This window comes from Delftia sp. S65 (assembly GCF_016516495.1).
Lineage (GTDB): Bacteria > Pseudomonadota > Gammaproteobacteria > Burkholderiales > Burkholderiaceae_C > Comamonas > Comamonas acidovorans.
In genome coordinates this window covers 101,760-118,975 of sequence record NZ_JACVUR010000004.1, presented here as the reverse complement: position 1 = coordinate 118,975, position 17,216 = coordinate 101,760, and the positions used below count along the sequence as shown (strand labels likewise).

Genomic DNA, 17,216 nt, shown 5'->3' with positions numbered 1-17,216 from the left:
GAGGCAATTCTGAAAGCCTGAAATTCTATCTATCCAGATATCAACGGGATTTCTACAGTGCAGTCATGCCTTGCCAGCGGCCTTGCCTTGGCAGGTTTTCCAGACACCGAACCTAAGGAAATCCGTTGAAACTCGCCAGCTTCATCCATGCCGGACAGCCCCGCTACGGGCAGGTTCTGGCCGAGCGCTTCCTGCTGCCGCCCGCCGAATTTCTCGCCCGCCATCCCGACCTGCTGTCCGTGCTGCGCGCACAGGCGCTGGGCGAGCTGGAGCAGGCCCTGCAGGCCGGCGCCGTGTCCGTCGATGCGGCGCAGACCCAGGCGCTGCCCGTCATCCCCAACCCCGGCAAGCTCATCTGCGTGGGCCTGAACTACAAGACCCATGTGGCCGAGACGCGGCGCGCCGACAGCGAGCACCCGTCGCTGTTCCTGCGCTTCAACGACAGCCTGGCCGCCGATGGCGACGAGCTGCTGCGCCCGGCCTTCTCGGAGCGTTTCGACTGGGAGGGCGAGCTGGCCTTCGTCATCGGCCGGGGCGGGCGCCACATTGCAAAGGAAGATGCCTTCGACCACATCGCCGGCTATGCCTGCTTCAACGATGTGAGCGTGCGCGACTGGCAGCGCCATACGCACCAGTTCACGCCCGGCAAGAACTTTCCCGGCACGGCACCCTTCGGTCCCTGGCTGGTCACGCGCGACGAGGTGGCCGACGTGCGCAGCCTGGCGCTGCAGACCCGCCTGAACGGCAGCGTGATGCAGCAGGCCAGCCTGGGCGATCTGATCTTCGACATCCCCACCATCGTGGCCTATGTGTCGCGCTTCACGCCGCTGTCGCCCGGCGATGTGATCGCCACGGGCACGCCGGGCGGCGTGGGCGACCGCCGCGAGCCGCCCCTGTACATGAAGCATGGCGATGTGGTCGAGGTCGAGATCACGGGCCTGGGCGTGCTGCGCAATCGCGTCGGCACTGATAGCGCTGCCGTCTGACTCCGGAGAATTTCATGGATAACCAACAAGCGATTTCGCAGCGGCCCCGGCTGCGCATTGCCGTCGATATCGGCGGCACCTTCACCGACATGGCGGCGTTCGACGAGGCCAGCGGCCGGCTGCTGTTCGGCAAGGCCCTGTCCACGCATGGCGAGCTGGTCAACGGCATCCAGGCCACGATAGACAGCGCGGGCATCGACTGGCGCGACGGCCATCTGTTCCTGCACGGCTCCACCATTGCCATCAACACGCTGCTGGAGCGCAACGGCGCCCACACCGCGCTGCTGATCACCGAGGGCTTTCGCGACATCTACGAGATCGGCCGCGTGAACCGGCCCGATGCCTACAACCTGTTCTTCAACAAGCACCAGCCGCTGGTGCGGCGCTCGCTGCGCCATGAGGTGTCCGAGCGCCTGCGCGCTGACGGCAGCCTGCACAAGCCGCTGGACGAGGCGGCCGTGCGCGAGCTGGCCCGCGAGCTGGCAGGGCAGGGCGTGGAGGCCGTGGCCGTGCTGCTGCTGCACTCCTACCGCAATCCGGCGCACGAGCAGCGCGTCAAGCAGATCCTGCAGGAAGAGATGCCGGGCGCCTTTGTCTGCGCCTCGCACGAGCTGTCGCAGGAGTACCGCGAGTTCGAGCGCGTGTCCACCGCCGTGGCCAATGCCTATGTGGGGCCGCGCGTGTCGCAGTACCTGGGCCAGCTGGAGAACCACCTGGGCGGCAAGGGCTTCGAGGGCGATTTCTACATCGTGCAGTCCACGGGCGGATTGTTCCCGGTCGAGCATGCCAAGGTGGGCTGCGTGCGCATGCTCGAATCGGGTCCGGCGGCCGGCGTGATCGGCGCCCAGGCCATCTGTGCGCAACTGGGCATGGGCGACGCCATCGCCTTCGACATGGGCGGCACCACGGCCAAGGCCGGCGTGATCAGCGAGGGCCGGCCGCTGACCACGGGCTCGGCGCTGATCGGCGGCTACGAGCAGGCCCTGCCGATACAGATCCCGATGATGGACATCCACGAAGTGGGCACGGGCGGCGGCTCCATCGCCCGCGTGGAGACGGGCAACGCGCTGCGCGTGGGCCCGCAGAGCGCCGGCTCCATCCCCGGCCCCGTGGCCTATGGCCGTGGCGGGCTGGAGCCCACGGTGACCGACGCCAACCTGGTGCTGGGCCGGCTGGACGCGGAGCATTTCCTGGGCGGCGAGCTGCAGCTGGACATGGACGCCTGCCAGCGCCAGATGGCCGAGCGCGTGGCGACCCCGCTGGGACTGGAGCCCACCGAGGCGGCCGACGGCATCCTGCGCATCGCCGTGACGCAGATGTCGCATGCCGTCAAGGCCGTGACCACCGAGCGCGGCCTGGATGCGGGCAGCTTCACCATGGTCGTCTACGGCGGCGCGGGGCCGCTGCACGCCTCGGCCATTGCGCGCGAGATCGGCATCCGCAAGGTGCTGATTCCCTATGCGCCCGGCTATTTCTCGGCCTACGGAATGCTGTTCTCCGACCTGCGCTACGACTACGTGCGCTCGGTGTTCCGCAAGCTGGGCGAGGTGTCCTTCGAGGAGATCGAGGCCGCCTACCAGAGCATGGAGGACGAAGGCCGCGCCGCGCTGGCGCAGTCCGGCATCGCGCCGGACGGCATCGTGATCGAGCGCGCCGCCGACATGCGCTACGTGGGCCAGGAGCATGCGGTGACCGTGGACTTGCCCATGGCCTTCTTCGAGGGACGCGACCGCTCGGCCATCAAGCGCCAGTTCGACGAGCTGCACAAGGTGCGCTACGGCACCTCGGCCCCGCAGGAGCCGGCCGACCTCGTGAGCCTGCGCGTCACGGTGCTGGGCACGATGAAAAAGCCGCCCAGGCACAGCGTGGAGCGCGGCAGTGCCGAGCCCAGCCGTGCCTCCGTGCGCACGGTCAAGCCCGTCTATTTCCGCTCCAGCGGCTGGGTGGACACGCCGGTGCATCTGCGCGAGCGCCTGCTGGCGGGCAACGAGATCGCGGGGCCCGCGCTGATCGAGGAACACGCATCCACCACCGTCGTGCAGCCCGGCGACCGGCTGCGCGTGGACGAACTGGGCAACCTGCAAATCGACATCGGGAGCGACCGCACATGAACCACCCCACTGACTCCAGGCCCGTCGATCCGGTCACCGTCGAGATCATCCGCAACGGCCTGTACGCCGTCACGGAGGAGATGAAGACCAACCTGACGCGCACGGCCTACAACCTCATCATCTACGAGGCGCTGGACTTCACGGTCGGCCTGTTCACGCGCGAGGGCGACACGGTGTCCATCGGCCTGGGCCTGCCCATGTTCATCCGCGGCATGTCGGAGACGGTCAAGGCCAAGATCCGCCACTTCGGCTACGAGAACATCCTGCCCGGCGACATCCTGGTCACCAACGATGCCTACACCACCGGCAGCCACCTGAACCACTTCACGTTCACCATGCCTGTGTTCCATGAGGGCCGGCTCGAAGGCTTCACCTGCTGCATGGCCCACTGGCTGGACGTGGGCGGCACGCTGGGCAACGTCACCACGGACATCTTCAGCGAGGGGATACAGATCCCCATCATGAAGTACCAGCGCCAGGGCGAGGTCAACCAGGACCTGATCGACATCATCGCGATGAACGTGCGCCTGGCCGAGCGGGCCCTGGGCGATCTGCGCGCGCAGATCACGGCCATCACCACGGGCGAGCGCCGCTATGTGGAACTGCTGCAGCGCTATGGCGTGGATGCGGTCAACGGCGCCATCGCGCAGATCATGGATTCCAGCGAGGCCGTGGCGCGCAAGAACACGCTGTCGATTCCCGATGGCGTGTACGAGGCCGAGTCCTTCATGGACGACGACGGGCTGGACATCGGCAAGCGCATTCCCATCCGCGTCAAGGTCACGGTGCAGGGCGATGAGATGACGGTGGACCTGTCGGACGTCTCCAAGCAGGTGCGCGGCTTCTACAACTCCGGCTTCACCACGGGCATCGCCTGCGCGCAGGTGGCCTACAAATGCCTCACCACGCCGACCGACTACCCGGTCAACGACGGGAGCTTTCGGCCGCTCAAGGTGATCATGCCCATGGGCACGGTGATCAGCGCCGAGAGGCCGTATCCCATGCGCGTGTGGATGACCTTCCCCATGACGGTGATCGACACCATCTTCAAGGCCCTGGCGCCGGCGATTCCCGACCGCTCCATCGCAGGCCACCATGCGGACCTGGTGTTTCCCAACATCCATGGCATCTCGCCCGAGGACGGGCGGTTGTTCATCGTCGGCATCGGCCCGCTGGGCGGCGGCTGGGGCGCCAAGAGCCGCGAGGACGGTGTGTCCGTCACCGTCTGCATCAATGACGGCGACACCCACAACAGCCCCACCGAGCAGCTCGAGGCCAAGTACCCGGTGCTGGTGGAGAAGTACGAGATCCGCCAGGACTCGGCCGGCGCGGGCCAGTACCGGGGCGGCCTGGGCGCGGAGATGGTGGTGCAGGCGCTGTCGCCCTTCACCGTCACCACGCGCATCGACCGCGTGCACTGCAAGCCCTGGGGCCTGGAGGGCGGCGGCGACGCCATGGGCAACGGCCTGGCCGTGCGCCACAAGGGCGAGTGGAAGACCGACCATGCCAACGCCAAGATCTTCAACGTGCGCCTGGAGCGCGGCGATGCCTACCGCATGCTGTCGGGCGGCGGCGGGGGCTTTGGCGACCCGCTGGCGCGCGAACTGAACAAGGTGGCCGAGGACGTGCGCGAAGGCTATGTGAGCGCCCAGGTGGCCCGCGAGGTCTACCGCGTGGCGCTGGATGGCCAGGGACAGGTGGACCACGAGGGCACGCAGGCGCTGCGCAGTGCGCCCAGAGTGCCCGGTGCATCCGGTGCAGCGGCTGCCGCCGTGGCCTGGGACGGGCAGTGAGCACGGCCATGGCCTCCGACCACGCCCTGCAGGCCGGCCGGCTCTGGGACCTGTGGTGCGCCCTGGCGCTGCGCCATGTCGCGCTGGGCGGTGCCTGCGCCTGCGGGGCGGGCGGCATCAGCCTGCGGCTGGAGGACTTCGAGCTGGACATCGTGGACTACCTGCAGGACGGGGGCGAGCGCTGCGAGCAGCCCGAGGTGGCGGCCTGGTTCCGTGCCCGGCCCGCACCCGGGCAGGGCGAGCAGCCGCTGCGCGGCCTGCTCGATGCGCTGGGCTCGGACGAGGTGCCGCAGGCCGTGGCGCAGTGGGCGCTGGCGCGGCTGGAGCGCACGCTGCGCTCGTTCGCCGAGGTGCATGGTGGGGTGGCGTCATGAGCGGGCATTTCTCCAGCCTGCTGGCCCTGCCCGAAGCTGCGGGCCAGCGCATTCCGGTCACCGTGCTCACAGGCTTTCTGGGCAGCGGCAAGACCACGCTGCTCAACCGGCTGCTGGCACTGCCGGACCTGCACGGGACGGCCGTCATCGTCAACGAGTTCGGTGCGGTCGGCATCGATCAGGACCTGACCAGCCTGGCCTGCGAGGACACGGTGCTGCTGGCCAATGGCTGCCTGTGCTGCAGCGTGCGCGGCGATCTGGTGGAGGCGCTGGAGCGCCTGGCCCTGCGCGAACAGGGCGCGCCGCGCCGCGTGCTGATCGAAACCAGCGGCCTGGCGGACCCGGGGCCGATACTGCGCTCCTTCCTGGGCGAGCCCGCCGTGCGGGCGCGCTATGCGCTGGCCGGCGTGGCCTGCACGGTCGATGCCGTGCTGGGCAGCGCCACGCTGGCAGGCTATCCCGAAGCCGTGCGGCAACTGGCTGTGGCTGACCTGGTGCTGCTGACCAAGACAGACTTGCTGGGCGGCGCACAGCCCGCTGCGCAACTGCTGGCCCAGGTGCAGGCCATCAACGGCGAGGCGCCGCAAGGCATGGACCCCGCCCACCATGTGGCGCTGCTGCAGCGGCTGATGTCGGAAGGCGCGACGGGGCAGGAGGACGCCGCTGCGGGCATGCTCCAGGCGCCCGGCTACCGGGCCATGGCTCCGGTGACTGCGCCGGCAGGCACGCACCGCGACGGCATCTCGTCCTTTGTGCTGCAGCGCGACGAGCCCCTGCCCGCGCAGGCGTTCGGCGAATGGATGGACTGGGTCACGGCCATGCGCGGCGATGACCTGCTGCGCGTCAAAGGCATCGTGCACCTGCAGGAGCACCCGGACCAGCCCCTGGTCATCCATGGCGTGCAGCACCTGTTCGCCCCGCCGCAGACGCTGCACCGCTGGCCGGGTGCCGACCGGCGCACGCGCATCGTCTTCATCACGCGGGGGCTGGATGCCCAGGCCCTGGACGACACGCTGAGCGTGCTGGTGCGCAGGCACAGGCGGCGCGCGCCGAATCAGGACCCGGGCTGAGCCACGCAACGGCCGGCCCATTTTCAAAAGAAACAGGAGACAAAGCATGAAAACTCTGACACGGCTGAAGGGGCCGGTGCTGGGCGCCTTACTGGGTGCGCTGGCTGCCTTGCCCATCGCCAGCATGGCCTCGTCCAGTGGGCCCGCCGCCTTTCCCGAGCCGGGCAAGATGGTCAAGGTCATCGTCCCCTTCGTGGCGGGCGGCGGCGTGGACAGCGCGGCGCGCCTGTTCGCCGAGCAGTTGCGCAAGCAGCTGGGCACGACGGTCATCGTCGAGAACCGCGTGGGCGGCAGCGGTGTGGTGGGGGGCCGTGCGGTGCTGGCGGCTGCCCCCGATGGCTACACCCTGCTGTTCTCGGCCGCCACGCATGTGCTGGCCAAGCAGGTATTGGCCCATCCGCCCTATGACCCGCAGACCGACTTTGTCCCCGTGGCGCGCGTGGGCGAGGCGCCGCTGATGCTGGTGATCTCGCCACAGCTGCCCCACAGCAAGCTGGGCGAGGTGCTGTCCGCAGGCGCCAAGAACACATGGACGGCGGCCATTCCCGCCGTGGGCGCACCCAGCCACCTGGCCACGCTGCTGCTGGCCCAGCAGGGCCGCATGCGCCTCGAGTACGTGCCCTACAAGGGCACGCAACCCGCGCTGGTGGATGTGGGCGGCGGCCATGTGGACCTGCTGCTCGACTCCATGGTCTCCGTGCTGCCGCTGGCCAAGGCCGGCAAGGTGCGGCCGATTGCCATCACCTCCGGCAAGCGCAGCCCGCTGGCGCCCGAGGTTCCCACCATGCAGGAAAGCGGCCTGCCGCGGTTCGCCTACACGTCCTGGTACGGACTGTGGGCGCCCAAGGACACGCCTGCCGACCGGGTGCAGCGGCTGAACCAGGCCTCCAACGCGGCGGTGGCTGAGCTGGCCAGGTCCGGCGCCTTCGCGAGCCTGGGCATCGACACGGTTTCGGAGAGCACCGAGCAGTTCAAGCGCTTCATCGCCGCCGATGTGGCGCAGAGCGCCGCGCTGCTCAAGGGCGCGGGCTTCAAGCCCGAGTAGCCGGGCAGACACCGGCACACGCCCGAGAAAGAGCAAAGAGCAAAAGCAAAGCAAAGCAAAGCAAAAAACCACAAGGAGACAACATGCAGGTATTCATACGCCATGCCCTGGCCGCCTCGCTGGGGCTGGCCGCCGCGCATGCGGGCGCGCAGTCCTCGGTATCGATCTCGGGCACCGTCGATGTGAGCGTCAGGCAGGTGCGCAACCAGGGCCTGGGAACGGTCACCTCGCAGGCCAGCGGCGCCAACTCCACCAGCAAGCTGGTGTTGCGGGGGCAGGAGGACCTGGGCGACGGCCTGAGCGCGGGCTTCTACCTGGACGGCAGCCTGCTGGCCGACACCGGCGCCATGGGCGCCAGCGGCCCGTTCTGGGACCGGCGCTCCACGGTCAGCCTGGCCTCGCGGCAATGGGGCGAGCTGCGGCTGGGGCGTGACTGGGTGCCCACGCACCTGGTGTGGAGCGGCTTCGATCCGTTTGCCACGCTGGGCATCGGCAGCGCCAATGGCTTTCGCTCGTTCACGGCTTCCCGCGCGCTGGGACAGGCCTTCGGCACGGCGCCGGAGTCGCAGGCTGCCAATCCCACGCTGCGCGTGAGCAATGCGGTGGAGTATTTCCTGCCGGCCGGCCTGGGCGGGCTGCAGGGCGTGTTCGGCAGCCTGATCGCCACCTTGGGCGAGAAGGGCGCCACGGCGGCAGGCCAGACGCGCGGCAACGGCTTTCGGCTGGGCTGGGCGGGCGCGGGCTGGAACGTGGCGGGCGCGCAGTTCACCACGCGCAACACCCTGAGCGGCATCCATTTCAAGGACCAGAGCTACGGTGTCTCCTACGACTTCGGCTGGCTCAAGGCCAGCCTGGCCCAGCGCCGCTGGGTCCATGGCGTGGACCGCACGGTCAACACCCTGGTGGGCATGAGCGTTCCCGTGGGCAGCGGCGTGGTCAAGCTCAGCTACGTCAAGGCCGACCAGACGGGCGCAACGGCGGCGCAAAGCGCCAGCGATGCCGACTTGTGGGCGCTGGGCTATGTGCACTCGCTGTCGCGGCGCACGGCGCTGTACGCGCATGCGGCCCGCATGTCCAACCGCAATGGGGCGGCCTTCGCCATTGCCGGGGGTGCGGCAGTCAGCGGCAATCCGGCCGCGGCCAATTACTTTGGCGGGCGCGCCTCCACGGCCTTCGAGCTGGGCCTCCGGCACGACTTTTGACGGGCAGCGTGGGCTGCGTGCGCGCTGGCTCGTGGTCATTGCTGCACCCCATGCAGCAGTGAACTGCACGCCGGCCTATTGCTGCCGTCAATCGCTTCTTCTACGCTGCACTCATTTCACGGAGCAGCGAGATGAATCCATTGATCAAGGTCCGCATGGACGCCGCAGGCACCCCCGACGCCATGCGCCTGGAGCCGGTCGAGGTGCAGGCGCCCGGCCCCGGCCAGGTCTGGCTGGAGCAGACGGCCATCGGCGTGAACCCGCTGGACGTGAGCCAGCGCAAGGGCGCTGTCGCCATCGCCTTTCCCTCGGGCCTGGGGCTGGAGGGCGCGGGGCGGGTGGCCGCCGTGGGCGAGGGCGTGACGAATGTGGCCGTGGGCGAGCGCGTGGGCTACGCCACGGGGCCGCTGGGCGCCTATGCCAGCGCCCGCCTGTATCCGGCCGAGCGCCTGGTGAAGCTGCCCGATGCGCTGGCGGACGACGCGGCGGCGGCCGTGCTGTTCAAGGGCATCACGGCGCAGTACCTGCTCAAGACCACCTATGCCGTGGGCCCCGGCAGCCGCATCGTGATCTATGGCGCCGCCGGTGCGCTGGGCCAGTTGATGTGTGCCTGGGCCAGGCACCTGGGCGCCCTGGTGATCGGCGTGGTGTCCAAGGCAGCCAGCGTGGAGCGCGCGCGGGCGGCCGGCTGCGACGAGGTCTTCGTGTTCGATGCGGCCACGCTGCCGGGCCAGGTGCTGCAGGCCACCGGGGGCCTGAAGGCCGACGTGGTCTACGACCCCATCGGCCGCACGACGCTGGGCGCCTCGCTGGACTGCCTGCGCCCGCGCGGCCTGCTGGTGTCCTTCGGCGCGACCTCCGGCCTGCCCGATCCCATCTCGGTGGCCACGCTCAATGCCAAGGGCTCGCTGTTCCTCACGCGCCCCTCGCTGGCCGCGCACACGGCCACGGCGGCCGAGTACCAGGAGCGCGCACGGGATGTGCTGGCCGCCGTGGCGGCCGGCATCATCGTGCCCGGCGTCTGGCGCCGGTATGCGCTGGCGGAGGTGGCGCAGGCGCATGGCGATCTGGAGCAGGGACGCTCCCAAGGTGCGATCATCCTGACCCCATGAACCTTCTGGACAGCCAGCACGCCGATGAACTGGCGGCCCTGGTGGCGCTGCATGAACAAGGCTCCTTCGCTGCGGCGGGGCGGGCCTTGCTGCGCCATCCGTCCGTGCTGTCCAAACGCCTGAACGCGCTGGAGACCCGGCTGGGCGTGCGGCTGGTGGAGCGCAGCACACGCCATCTGCACCTGACCGACGAGGGCCTGCGCCTGGTGGACAAGGTGCGCCAGGCGGCCGGCCTGATCGCCGATGCCCAGAAGGAGGCCGCCCAGGGCGCCTCGCAGGCGCGGGGCCGGCTGCGGCTGTCGCTGCCGGCCGCCATGGGACGGCGCTGGCTCAGCCCGCTGCTGGCCGAGTTTGCGCTGGCCCATCCGCAGATCGTGCTGGAGGTGGAGTATGCGGACCGCTTCGTGGACATCGTGGGCGAGCGCTTCGACGCGGCGGTGCGCATAGGCCGGCTGGCGGACAGCCGTCTCGTGGCGCTGCGGCTGGGCGGGCACCAGCGCATCCTGGGCGCCGCGCCCGCCTATCTGCAGGCCCACGGCACGCCGGCGCACCCCGAGGACCTGGCGGCGCACCGCTGCCTGGGCTTCACGGGGCTGCAATCGTTTCCGCAATGGGAGCTGGTGCACGGTGGCGCATCGGGCGATGTGCCTCAGGGCCAGGCCCGGCACACCGTGCTGGTGCGCGGCCCCATGGTCAGCAATGACAGCGAGGCCCTGCTCACGGCCGCCGTCATGGGCGTGGGCATTCTGGCCGGCGGCGACTGGCTGATGAGCGAGCACATGGCCGCAGGCCGGCTGGTGCGGGTGCTGCCGCAATGGCGCCTGGATGGCGCCTCGGGCATCTACTTCGTGCGGCCCTCGGCGGCGTTCAGCAGCGCGGCCATGACGGCGCTGCGCGACTGCCTGGTGCGGTGGTTTGCCACGCGCAGCCCCTGGCGCACGGGGCATGACACACTGGCGCCGCCCCTATCGTCTTGCGCATCCGCTCCATGACCCAAAAAACCTTGCCGCCCGCCATGGCGGCCGCCTTGCTTCCCTGGCTGTTCGTGCTGCTGTGGAGCACGGGCTTCATCGGCGCCAAGTTCGGCCTGCCCTATGTGGAGCCGCTGACCTTTCTGACGCTGCGCTATGCCATCGTCCTGGTGCTGATGGCGGCGGTGGCCCTGGTGCTGCGCGCGCCCAGGCCGCGTTCGGCACGCCAGTGGCTGCACATTGGCGTGTCAGGGCTGTTCGTGCATGGCGTGTACCTGGCCGGCGTGTTCACGGCCATCGCCCACGGCCTGCCTTCGGGCGTGACGGCCCTGGTGGTGGGGCTGCAGCCGCTGATCACGGCCCTGGTGGCCGGCACCTTGCTGGGCGAGTCCGTGCGGCCCCGGCAGTGGGCCGGGCTGGCGCTGGGCTTCACGGGCGTGGCCCTGGTGGTGGCGGGCAAGATCGCCTCGGTGCCGCTCCATGCCCTGCTGGCCATGCTGGTGCCGGCCGTGGTGGCGCTGGCCGGCATCACGGCCGGCACGCTGTACCAGAAGCGGTTCTGCCCCTCGTTTGATCTGCGCACGGGCTCGGTCATCCAGTACCTGCCCTGCCTGGTGGCGACGGGGGCGCTGGCCCTGGCCACGGAAACCATGCAGGTGCGCTGGAGCGGCGAGTTCCTGTTCGCGCTGGGCTGGCTGGTGCTGGTGCTGTCCGTGGGCGCGGTCAGCCTGCTCAACCTGCTGATACGCCGCGGCGGCGCCGTGCACGTGGCCAGCCTGTTCTACCTGACGCCGCCGGCCACGGCCCTGATCGCCTGGGCCATGTTCGGCGAGACGCTGGGCGGCCTGGCGCTGGCGGGCATGGCCTTGACGGCAGCCGGCGTGTGGCTGGCGCGCCAGGGGCGCTAGCTTGCCCCGCAAGCCGCGGGCAGGGCATGCGCAAAGGCGGGATACTGCGGCACTGTCAGCCCACGAATACCGGATTTCCGCAACATGCCCATCAATGAACTGCGTGCCATCGCCACCTTTGCCAAGGCGGTCGAGCTGGGCAGCCTGCGCCAGGCGGCGCTGTCCCAGGGCGTGAGCCCCCAGGCCGCCAGCCAGGCGGTGGCCCATCTGGAGCAGCACCTGGGCGTGCGCCTGCTGCACCGGACCACGCGCAGCCTGGCGCTGACCGAGGAGGGCCAGCGTTTCCTGCAGGACACCCAGCCGGCGCTGGCCGCGCTGGACCGCGCACTGAACCTGGCACGCGACAGCCGCGAGGGCATTGCGGGGCCGTTGCGCATCGTGGGCCCCAAGTCCTGCTTTGCGCCCGTGCTGATGCCGCTGCTCGATGAGTTCTGCCGCCTGCACCCGGGCATCGTCCCCGATGTGCGGCTGGACGATGGCATAGGCAACTGGGTGCTGGACCGGGTCGATGCGGGGTTTCGCATCGGCGCCTCGCCCGATGAAAGCGTGATCGGGCGGCGGCTGTTTCCCGTGCAGCTCATCGTCTGCGCGGCGCCGCAGTACCTGCAGCGCCATGGCGTGCCCCGGTCGCTGGACGAGCTGGCCGCGCACCGCTGCAGCATGTTCCGCCATGCGGCCACGGACACGGTGATGCCCTGGTACCTGCCGGTCGATGGCGAGCTCACGCACCGCTACCTGCAGCCGGCCCTGTCCACCAACGATGCCGAGCTGGAGCTGCATGCCGTGCTGGCCGGCCAGGTGCTAGGCCAGCTGTCCAACATCTGCGCGGCCGCGCACATCCGCGCGGGGCGCCTGGTGCCCGTGCTGCTGGCGCATGTCAGCGAGCACATCGGCCTGCATGTCTACTACGGCAGCCGCGACGCGCTGCCCCGGCGCGTGCGTGCCTTCATCGACCTGGCCGTGCAGCGGCTGCAGGACTGCCCGGACTATCTGCTGTCCATGGAAGAACTGGAAAGGGCGGCGGCCGCAGGTGCCGCCGCCCTTTCCGGGGGCTGACCGGGATCAGGTCCGGCCGTTCAGGCCAGATCGATCACGCCAGATCGATCACGCCAGATCGATCACGCCAGATCGAACGGCAGCTTGCGCACGGGCTTGCCCGTGAGCTGCGCCACGGCGTTGGCGAAGGCCGGGGCCAGCGGTGGCAGGCCGGGCTCGCCCATGCCCGTGGGCGGCTCGGCGCTGGGCACGACGTGGACGGCGATCTCGGGCATGTCGGTGATGCGCGGCACGGCGAAGTCGCCGAAGTTGCTCTGCTCCACCACACCGTCCTTGAGCGTGATCGCCGCGCCGGGCAGGCACATGGACAGGCCCATCAGCGCCGCGCCCTGCACCTGCGCCTCGATGGTGCGCGGGTTCACGGCCAGGTTGCAGTGCACGCCGGCCGTGGCCTTGTGCAGCACCGGGCGGCCGTCCTTGACCGAGGCCTCCACCACATAGGCCACCACCGTGTCGAAGGACTCGTGCACGGCCACGCCCCAGGCACGGCCCGCGCGCAGCTGGCGCTTGCCGTAGCCGCTCTTGTCCACGGCCAGCTGCAGGGCCAGGCGATGGCGCGGGTGCTTGTCGCCGAACATCTGCATGCGGTAGGCCACGGGGTCCTGGCGGCTGCTGCGCGCGATCTCGTCGATCAGCGTTTCCATGACGAAGGCCGTGTGGGTCGATCCCACGCTGCGCCACCACAGCACGGGCACGTTGACCTTGGGGTGGTGCACGGTCAGGCGCATGGGCAGCGGATAGGGCTCGCGCATGCCCTCCACGGCCGTGGCGTCGATGCCGTTCTTGATCATGCCGCCCTCGAACATGGTGCCCGCCGTGATGGACTGGCCCACGATGGCGTGGTCCCAGGCCAGCACCTTGCCGCGTTCGTCGAAGCCGATCTTCGCGCGGTGCAGGTGCATGGGGCGGTAGTAGCCGCCCTTGATGTCGTCCTCGCGGCTCCAGACCATGCGCACGGGGGCGTTCAGGCCGGCGCGGCGCGCGGCCAGCGCCACCTGGCAGGCCTCGACCACATAGTCGCTGGTGCCCACGCCCCGGCGGCCAAAGCCGCCGCCGGCCATCTGCACGTGCACGCGCACCTGCTCGGGCTTGAGGCCCAGCACGCGCGCGGCGGCCATGCCGTCCACGCCCGCGAACTGCGTGCCCAGGTAGAGGTCGGCCCCGGCCTCGCCGGTCTCGCCCATCTGCACCGTGCAGTTGAGCGGCTCCATGGGCGCATGGGCCAGGTAGGGGAAGCTGAACTCGGCCTCGATATGGCGCGGCGCCTTGTCCAGCGCCGAGATATCGGCGTCGAAGTGGCGCGCGCCGGGCTGCGCGGCCAGTTCGCGGTACTGGGCCAGCTGGCGTTCGCTGTCCACCTTCTCCACGGCGTCGGTGTTCCATTGCGCCTTGAGCGCCTCGCGGCCCTTGCGCGCAGGCCAGTAGCCGGTGGCGATCACGGCCACGCCTTCGCCGCCACCGTCCACGGGCACGCGCAGCACCGCCTTGACGCCGGGCACGGCACGCGCCGCAGCGTCGTCCAGCGAGGCCAGCTGTGCCTTGAACACGGGCGGGTGTGCAATCACCGCCGTCAGCTGGCCCGGCAGGTGCATGTCGATGCCGAAGCTCTGCTGGCCGCTGCTCTTGGCCCGGGCGTCGATGCGGCCCGTGGGCTTGCCGATCAGGCGGAAGTCCTTGGGATTCTTCAGCACGACGGTGGCCGGCACGGGCTGGGCCATGGCGGCCTGGGCCAGCTCGCCATACGACAGCTTCTTGCCGTTGGGGCCGAGCACGAAGCCCTCGCGCGTGCGCAGCGTGGCGGCGTCCACCTTCCACTGCGCGGCGGCGGCGGCCACCAGCATGGCGCGCGCACGGGCGCCCAGCTCGCGGTACTGGGTGTAGCTGTGCTTGAGGGCGGTGGAGCCGCCCGTCATCTGGATGCCGTAGCGCGGATCGGCATAGGCCGCATCGTTGCCGCCCAGGCGGGCGCGGACCTTGCTCCAGTCGGCGTCCAGCTCCTCGGCCAGCACCAGGGGCAGGGCGGTGTGCACGCCCTGGCCGAATTCCAGGCGGTTGATGGCCACGGTGACTTCGCCGCTGGGCGAGATCTCCACGAAGGAGGCGGGCTGCTCGGTGGGCTTGAGGCCGGCGGCCTCGCCCTTGCCCGGCGCCTGCGCCATGGCGGGAAACACGCCCAGGGCCAGCGAACCGGCACCGGCGATCTTGAGGAAGCTGCGGCGGGGGATCTGTGCAAGGGCTGGCGCGTCGGCGATGGCAGCAGCGGCCTCGCCACGGTTCAGGATGTGCTGCAGGGCGCGCGGCAGTTCGGCGGGGTTGAAGGTGGTCAGCATGCGGCGTTCTCCGTTCAGCCCAGGGTGCGCGCGGCATCGGCCACGGCCGTGCGGATGCGTGCATAGGTTCCACAGCGGCAGATGTTGCCGGCCATGGCCGCGTCTATCTCCTCGCCGCTGGGCTTCTTGCCCTTGGGCAGCGACTTGAGGAAGGCCGTGGCGCTCATGATCTGCCCGCTCTGGCAGTAGCCGCACTGGGCCACGTCGTGGCGCACCCAGGCATCGCGCACGGCGGTGCCCACGCGGTCGGAGCCCGAGGTCATGGCCTCGATGGTGGTGATCTGCTGGCCCGCGGCCGCCGAGATCGGCGTCACGCAGGAACGTATGGCCTGGCCATTCATGTGCACCGTGCAGGCGCCGCACAGCGCCGCGCCGCAGCCGAACTTGGTGCCGGTCATCTCCAGCGTGTCGCGCAGGGCCCACAGAATGGGCGTCTCGGGGTCCAGGTCCATGGAAACGGTCTTGCCGTTGATGGTGAGATCGGTCATCGCAGTCTCTCCTTGTTGTGGGTCAGTCAGGCAGGGGTGGGGTCCCCGCAGTAGTGTCGTGCGCAGCTGCGGCCCATGGAAGCCGGGCGCCGTCGAGGCGCGAATATAGAAAGAGGCCTTGCTTGCAACTAGTCCTGATTTGCTTGATGCATTGGCAAGTGCAAGTTGCGAATGGGATGAAGCGGTTGAGTCTCTGGAGTGTTTGGTACTGACGATGTATATACTTTGTTGGTATCTTCACAGGAGTCAATCATGCCCAAGGAAGCCGTTTTCACCATGAAACTGGAAGCCGAGCTGCGCGAAGACTTCATGGCCGAAGCCGCAGGCGAGGACCGGCCCGCATCCCAGGTCATGCGGGAGTTGATGCGCGACTACATTGAGCAGCGCCGCAAGGCCCGTGAATATGACGGCTATCTTCAGCGCAAGGTCGAGGAGGGACGTGCCTCCATGCGCGCTGGACTTGGCCGCTCGAATGAGGAAGTCGAGGCCGAGTTCGCTGCCCGGCGCCGTCAGGTTGCGGCAGACCGTGCGTGAAAGTCATCTGGACGCCGCAGGCGCAGCAGGATCGCGCCGATATCTGGGACTACATCGCAGCTGACAATCCTCGCGCAGCCTTGCGCATGGACCTGCTTTTCAGCGACGCAGCGGCCCGGTTGGCCGCGTATCCCAAGATGGGCAAAGCGGGCAGGATTGCCGGCACGCGCGAGCTGATCCCCCATGAAAGCTACCGCCTTGTCTATGAGATCGATGGCACGACGGTCTGGGTGCTGGCCCTGGTGCACACCGCGCGCCAGTGGCCGCCGTTGGAGGATTGACGAGGCGGTACAAGGTCTTGGCTGTTGAACGTATGATTTGAGAATAATTCTCATTCATAGATTTGCAACGTGTTCCAGTGGAATTCCAGATTCGACAACCAGCTGTGCCTTGCGGCCGGCTGCCGCATGACGCAGGAGCCTGTGGAGGTCCGCGCGCCGGTGTTCCAGGGCCTGCAGATCATCGTGGCCCTCAACAGCAAGGTGCAGGCCGGGGTCAACGGCCGTCTGATGGAGGTGTCCGATGCCGGGGTCTACCTGGTGCTGGCCACGGGCCTGCATGAGGGACTGGACCGCTATGAATCCCACAGCCTTCAGCGCTATGTGCGCATAGGCTTTGACGCCGAGGCGGCGGAGCGCCAGGGCTTCGGGCTCGATCTCATCGCGCGCAGCGGCCACCACTGCTTCAACGACAACGATCTGCTGGTATTGCGCCAGGGGCTGTCGGCCACGGCGCGTGCGCTGGCCACACAGATTCTGGTCTGCCCCTATCAGGGGCCCATGCGTGATCTGTTCCTCAATGCCAAGAGCCTGGAACTGTCGGCTGCCGTGCTCCAGCAGTGCCTGCCGGCGGCGGGCGCGCAGGGGGCTGGCGCCGAGCTGTCACGCGCCGATGTGGAGCGGCTTTGGCATGCGCGCGAGGTGGCCACGGCGCACGCTCGCAGTCCCCTGTCGCTGGCCGAGCTGGCGCGCGAGGCCGGCATCAACGAGCGCAAGCTCACGGCCGGCTTTCGCCAGCTGTTCGGCATGAGCGTGTTCGAGCACCTGCAGCAGCACAGGCTGGAGCAGGCCTACGGCCTGCTGACTTCGGGCGGCTCCTCGGTCACGCAGGTGGCGCTGGAGGTGGGCTACAGCATTGCGCATTTCTCGACGGCCTTTCGCAAGCGCTTCGGCATCGCGCCCAGCGAGTTGCTGCGCTGAGCCGTCTCCGGCGAGCGAAAGCCAAACTCCGGCCAGC

Annotated in this window: 16 protein-coding genes; 14 read left to right on the top strand and 2 right to left on the bottom strand. The window is 69.3% G+C overall.

What is annotated here, in order from left to right; all coding sequences use genetic code 11:
* The first annotated feature begins 125 nt into the window (after nt 1-125).
* The 11 genes from IAE24_RS05600 to IAE24_RS05550 all read left to right on the top strand — a co-directional run bounded on the left by IAE24_RS05600 (nt 126) and on the right by IAE24_RS05550 (nt 12,628).
* The gene (locus tag IAE24_RS05600) at nt 126-986 is read left to right on the top strand and encodes a fumarylacetoacetate hydrolase family protein (RefSeq protein ID WP_199959217.1); all 861 of its coding nucleotides are present in this window, start codon (nt 126-128) and stop codon (nt 984-986) included.
* 14 nt (nt 987-1,000) lie between these two features.
* Nucleotides 1,001-3,097, top strand: a complete 2,097-nt coding sequence (locus IAE24_RS05595) for a hydantoinase/oxoprolinase family protein (RefSeq protein WP_016450909.1) — start codon at nt 1,001-1,003, stop codon at nt 3,095-3,097.
* Nucleotides 3,094-4,890, top strand: a complete 1,797-nt coding sequence (locus tag IAE24_RS05590; RefSeq protein WP_199959219.1) for a hydantoinase B/oxoprolinase family protein — start codon at nt 3,094-3,096, stop codon at nt 4,888-4,890. The genes IAE24_RS05595 and IAE24_RS05590 overlap by 4 nt, the downstream gene beginning before the upstream one ends.
* 8 nt (nt 4,891-4,898) lie before the next feature.
* Nucleotides 4,899-5,264, top strand: coding sequence for a hypothetical protein (locus IAE24_RS05585; protein WP_199959221.1), 366 nt, complete (start codon nt 4,899-4,901; stop codon nt 5,262-5,264).
* Nucleotides 5,261-6,334: a CobW family GTP-binding protein gene (locus tag IAE24_RS05580; RefSeq protein ID WP_199959223.1), complete on the top strand. Its 1,074-nt coding sequence runs from the start codon at nt 5,261-5,263 to the stop codon at nt 6,332-6,334. The genes IAE24_RS05585 and IAE24_RS05580 overlap by 4 nt, the downstream gene beginning before the upstream one ends.
* Nucleotides 6,335-6,380: 46 nt before the next feature.
* Nucleotides 6,381-7,379 carry a Bug family tripartite tricarboxylate transporter substrate binding protein gene (locus IAE24_RS05575; protein ID WP_199959225.1) on the top strand — a complete coding sequence of 333 codons (999 nt, stop codon included), beginning with the start codon at nt 6,381-6,383 and terminating at the stop codon, nt 7,377-7,379.
* An 83-nt stretch (nt 7,380-7,462) separates the two neighbouring features.
* Nucleotides 7,463-8,581, top strand: coding sequence for a porin (locus IAE24_RS05570; RefSeq protein WP_199959227.1), 1,119 nt, complete (start codon nt 7,463-7,465; stop codon nt 8,579-8,581).
* 131 nt (nt 8,582-8,712) lie between these two features.
* The gene (locus tag IAE24_RS05565; RefSeq protein ID WP_199959228.1) at nt 8,713-9,693 is read left to right on the top strand and encodes a quinone oxidoreductase family protein; all 981 of its coding nucleotides are present in this window, start codon (nt 8,713-8,715) and stop codon (nt 9,691-9,693) included.
* On the top strand, nt 9,690-10,685 hold the full coding sequence (locus tag IAE24_RS05560) for a LysR family transcriptional regulator (protein WP_199959230.1): 996 nt from the start codon (nt 9,690-9,692) through the stop codon (nt 10,683-10,685). The genes IAE24_RS05565 and IAE24_RS05560 overlap by 4 nt, the downstream gene beginning before the upstream one ends.
* Nucleotides 10,682-11,572, top strand: a complete 891-nt coding sequence (locus IAE24_RS05555; protein ID WP_199959232.1) for a DMT family transporter — start codon at nt 10,682-10,684, stop codon at nt 11,570-11,572. The genes IAE24_RS05560 and IAE24_RS05555 overlap by 4 nt, the downstream gene beginning before the upstream one ends.
* 84 nt (nt 11,573-11,656) lie before the next feature.
* Entirely contained in the window at nt 11,657-12,628 is a 972-nt protein-coding gene (locus IAE24_RS05550) for a LysR family transcriptional regulator (RefSeq protein ID WP_012207421.1), read from the top strand.
* Nucleotides 12,629-12,690: 62 nt separating this feature from the next.
* Here the strand turns inward: IAE24_RS05550 and IAE24_RS05545 are convergent, their stop codons facing one another.
* Both IAE24_RS05545 and IAE24_RS05540 read right to left on the bottom strand, forming a co-directional pair.
* Nucleotides 12,691-14,958 carry a xanthine dehydrogenase family protein molybdopterin-binding subunit gene (locus IAE24_RS05545; protein ID WP_043822140.1) on the bottom strand — a complete coding sequence of 756 codons (2,268 nt, stop codon included), beginning with the start codon at nt 14,956-14,958 and terminating at the stop codon, nt 12,691-12,693.
* Between the two features lie 14 nt (nt 14,959-14,972).
* The gene (locus IAE24_RS05540) at nt 14,973-15,446 is read right to left on the bottom strand and encodes a (2Fe-2S)-binding protein (protein WP_043822142.1); all 474 of its coding nucleotides are present in this window, start codon (nt 15,444-15,446) and stop codon (nt 14,973-14,975) included.
* A gap of 252 nt (nt 15,447-15,698) precedes the next feature.
* Here IAE24_RS05540 and IAE24_RS05535 point away from each other — a divergent pair, with 252 nt between their 5' ends.
* From IAE24_RS05535 to IAE24_RS30665, 3 genes are all read left to right on the top strand, one after another.
* Nucleotides 15,699-15,980 (top strand): CopG family ribbon-helix-helix protein, encoded by a 282-nt coding sequence (locus IAE24_RS05535; protein ID WP_043822143.1) that lies wholly within the window; start codon nt 15,699-15,701, stop codon nt 15,978-15,980.
* Nucleotides 15,977-16,261, top strand: a complete 285-nt coding sequence (locus tag IAE24_RS05530) for a type II toxin-antitoxin system RelE/ParE family toxin (RefSeq protein ID WP_043822145.1) — start codon at nt 15,977-15,979, stop codon at nt 16,259-16,261. Before IAE24_RS05535 ends, IAE24_RS05530 begins: the two co-directional genes overlap by 4 nt.
* Nucleotides 16,262-16,330: 69 nt before the next feature.
* Entirely contained in the window at nt 16,331-17,179 is an 849-nt protein-coding gene (locus tag IAE24_RS30665) for a helix-turn-helix transcriptional regulator (RefSeq protein WP_052155328.1), read from the top strand.
* The last annotated feature ends 37 nt before the right edge of the window (nt 17,180-17,216 follow it).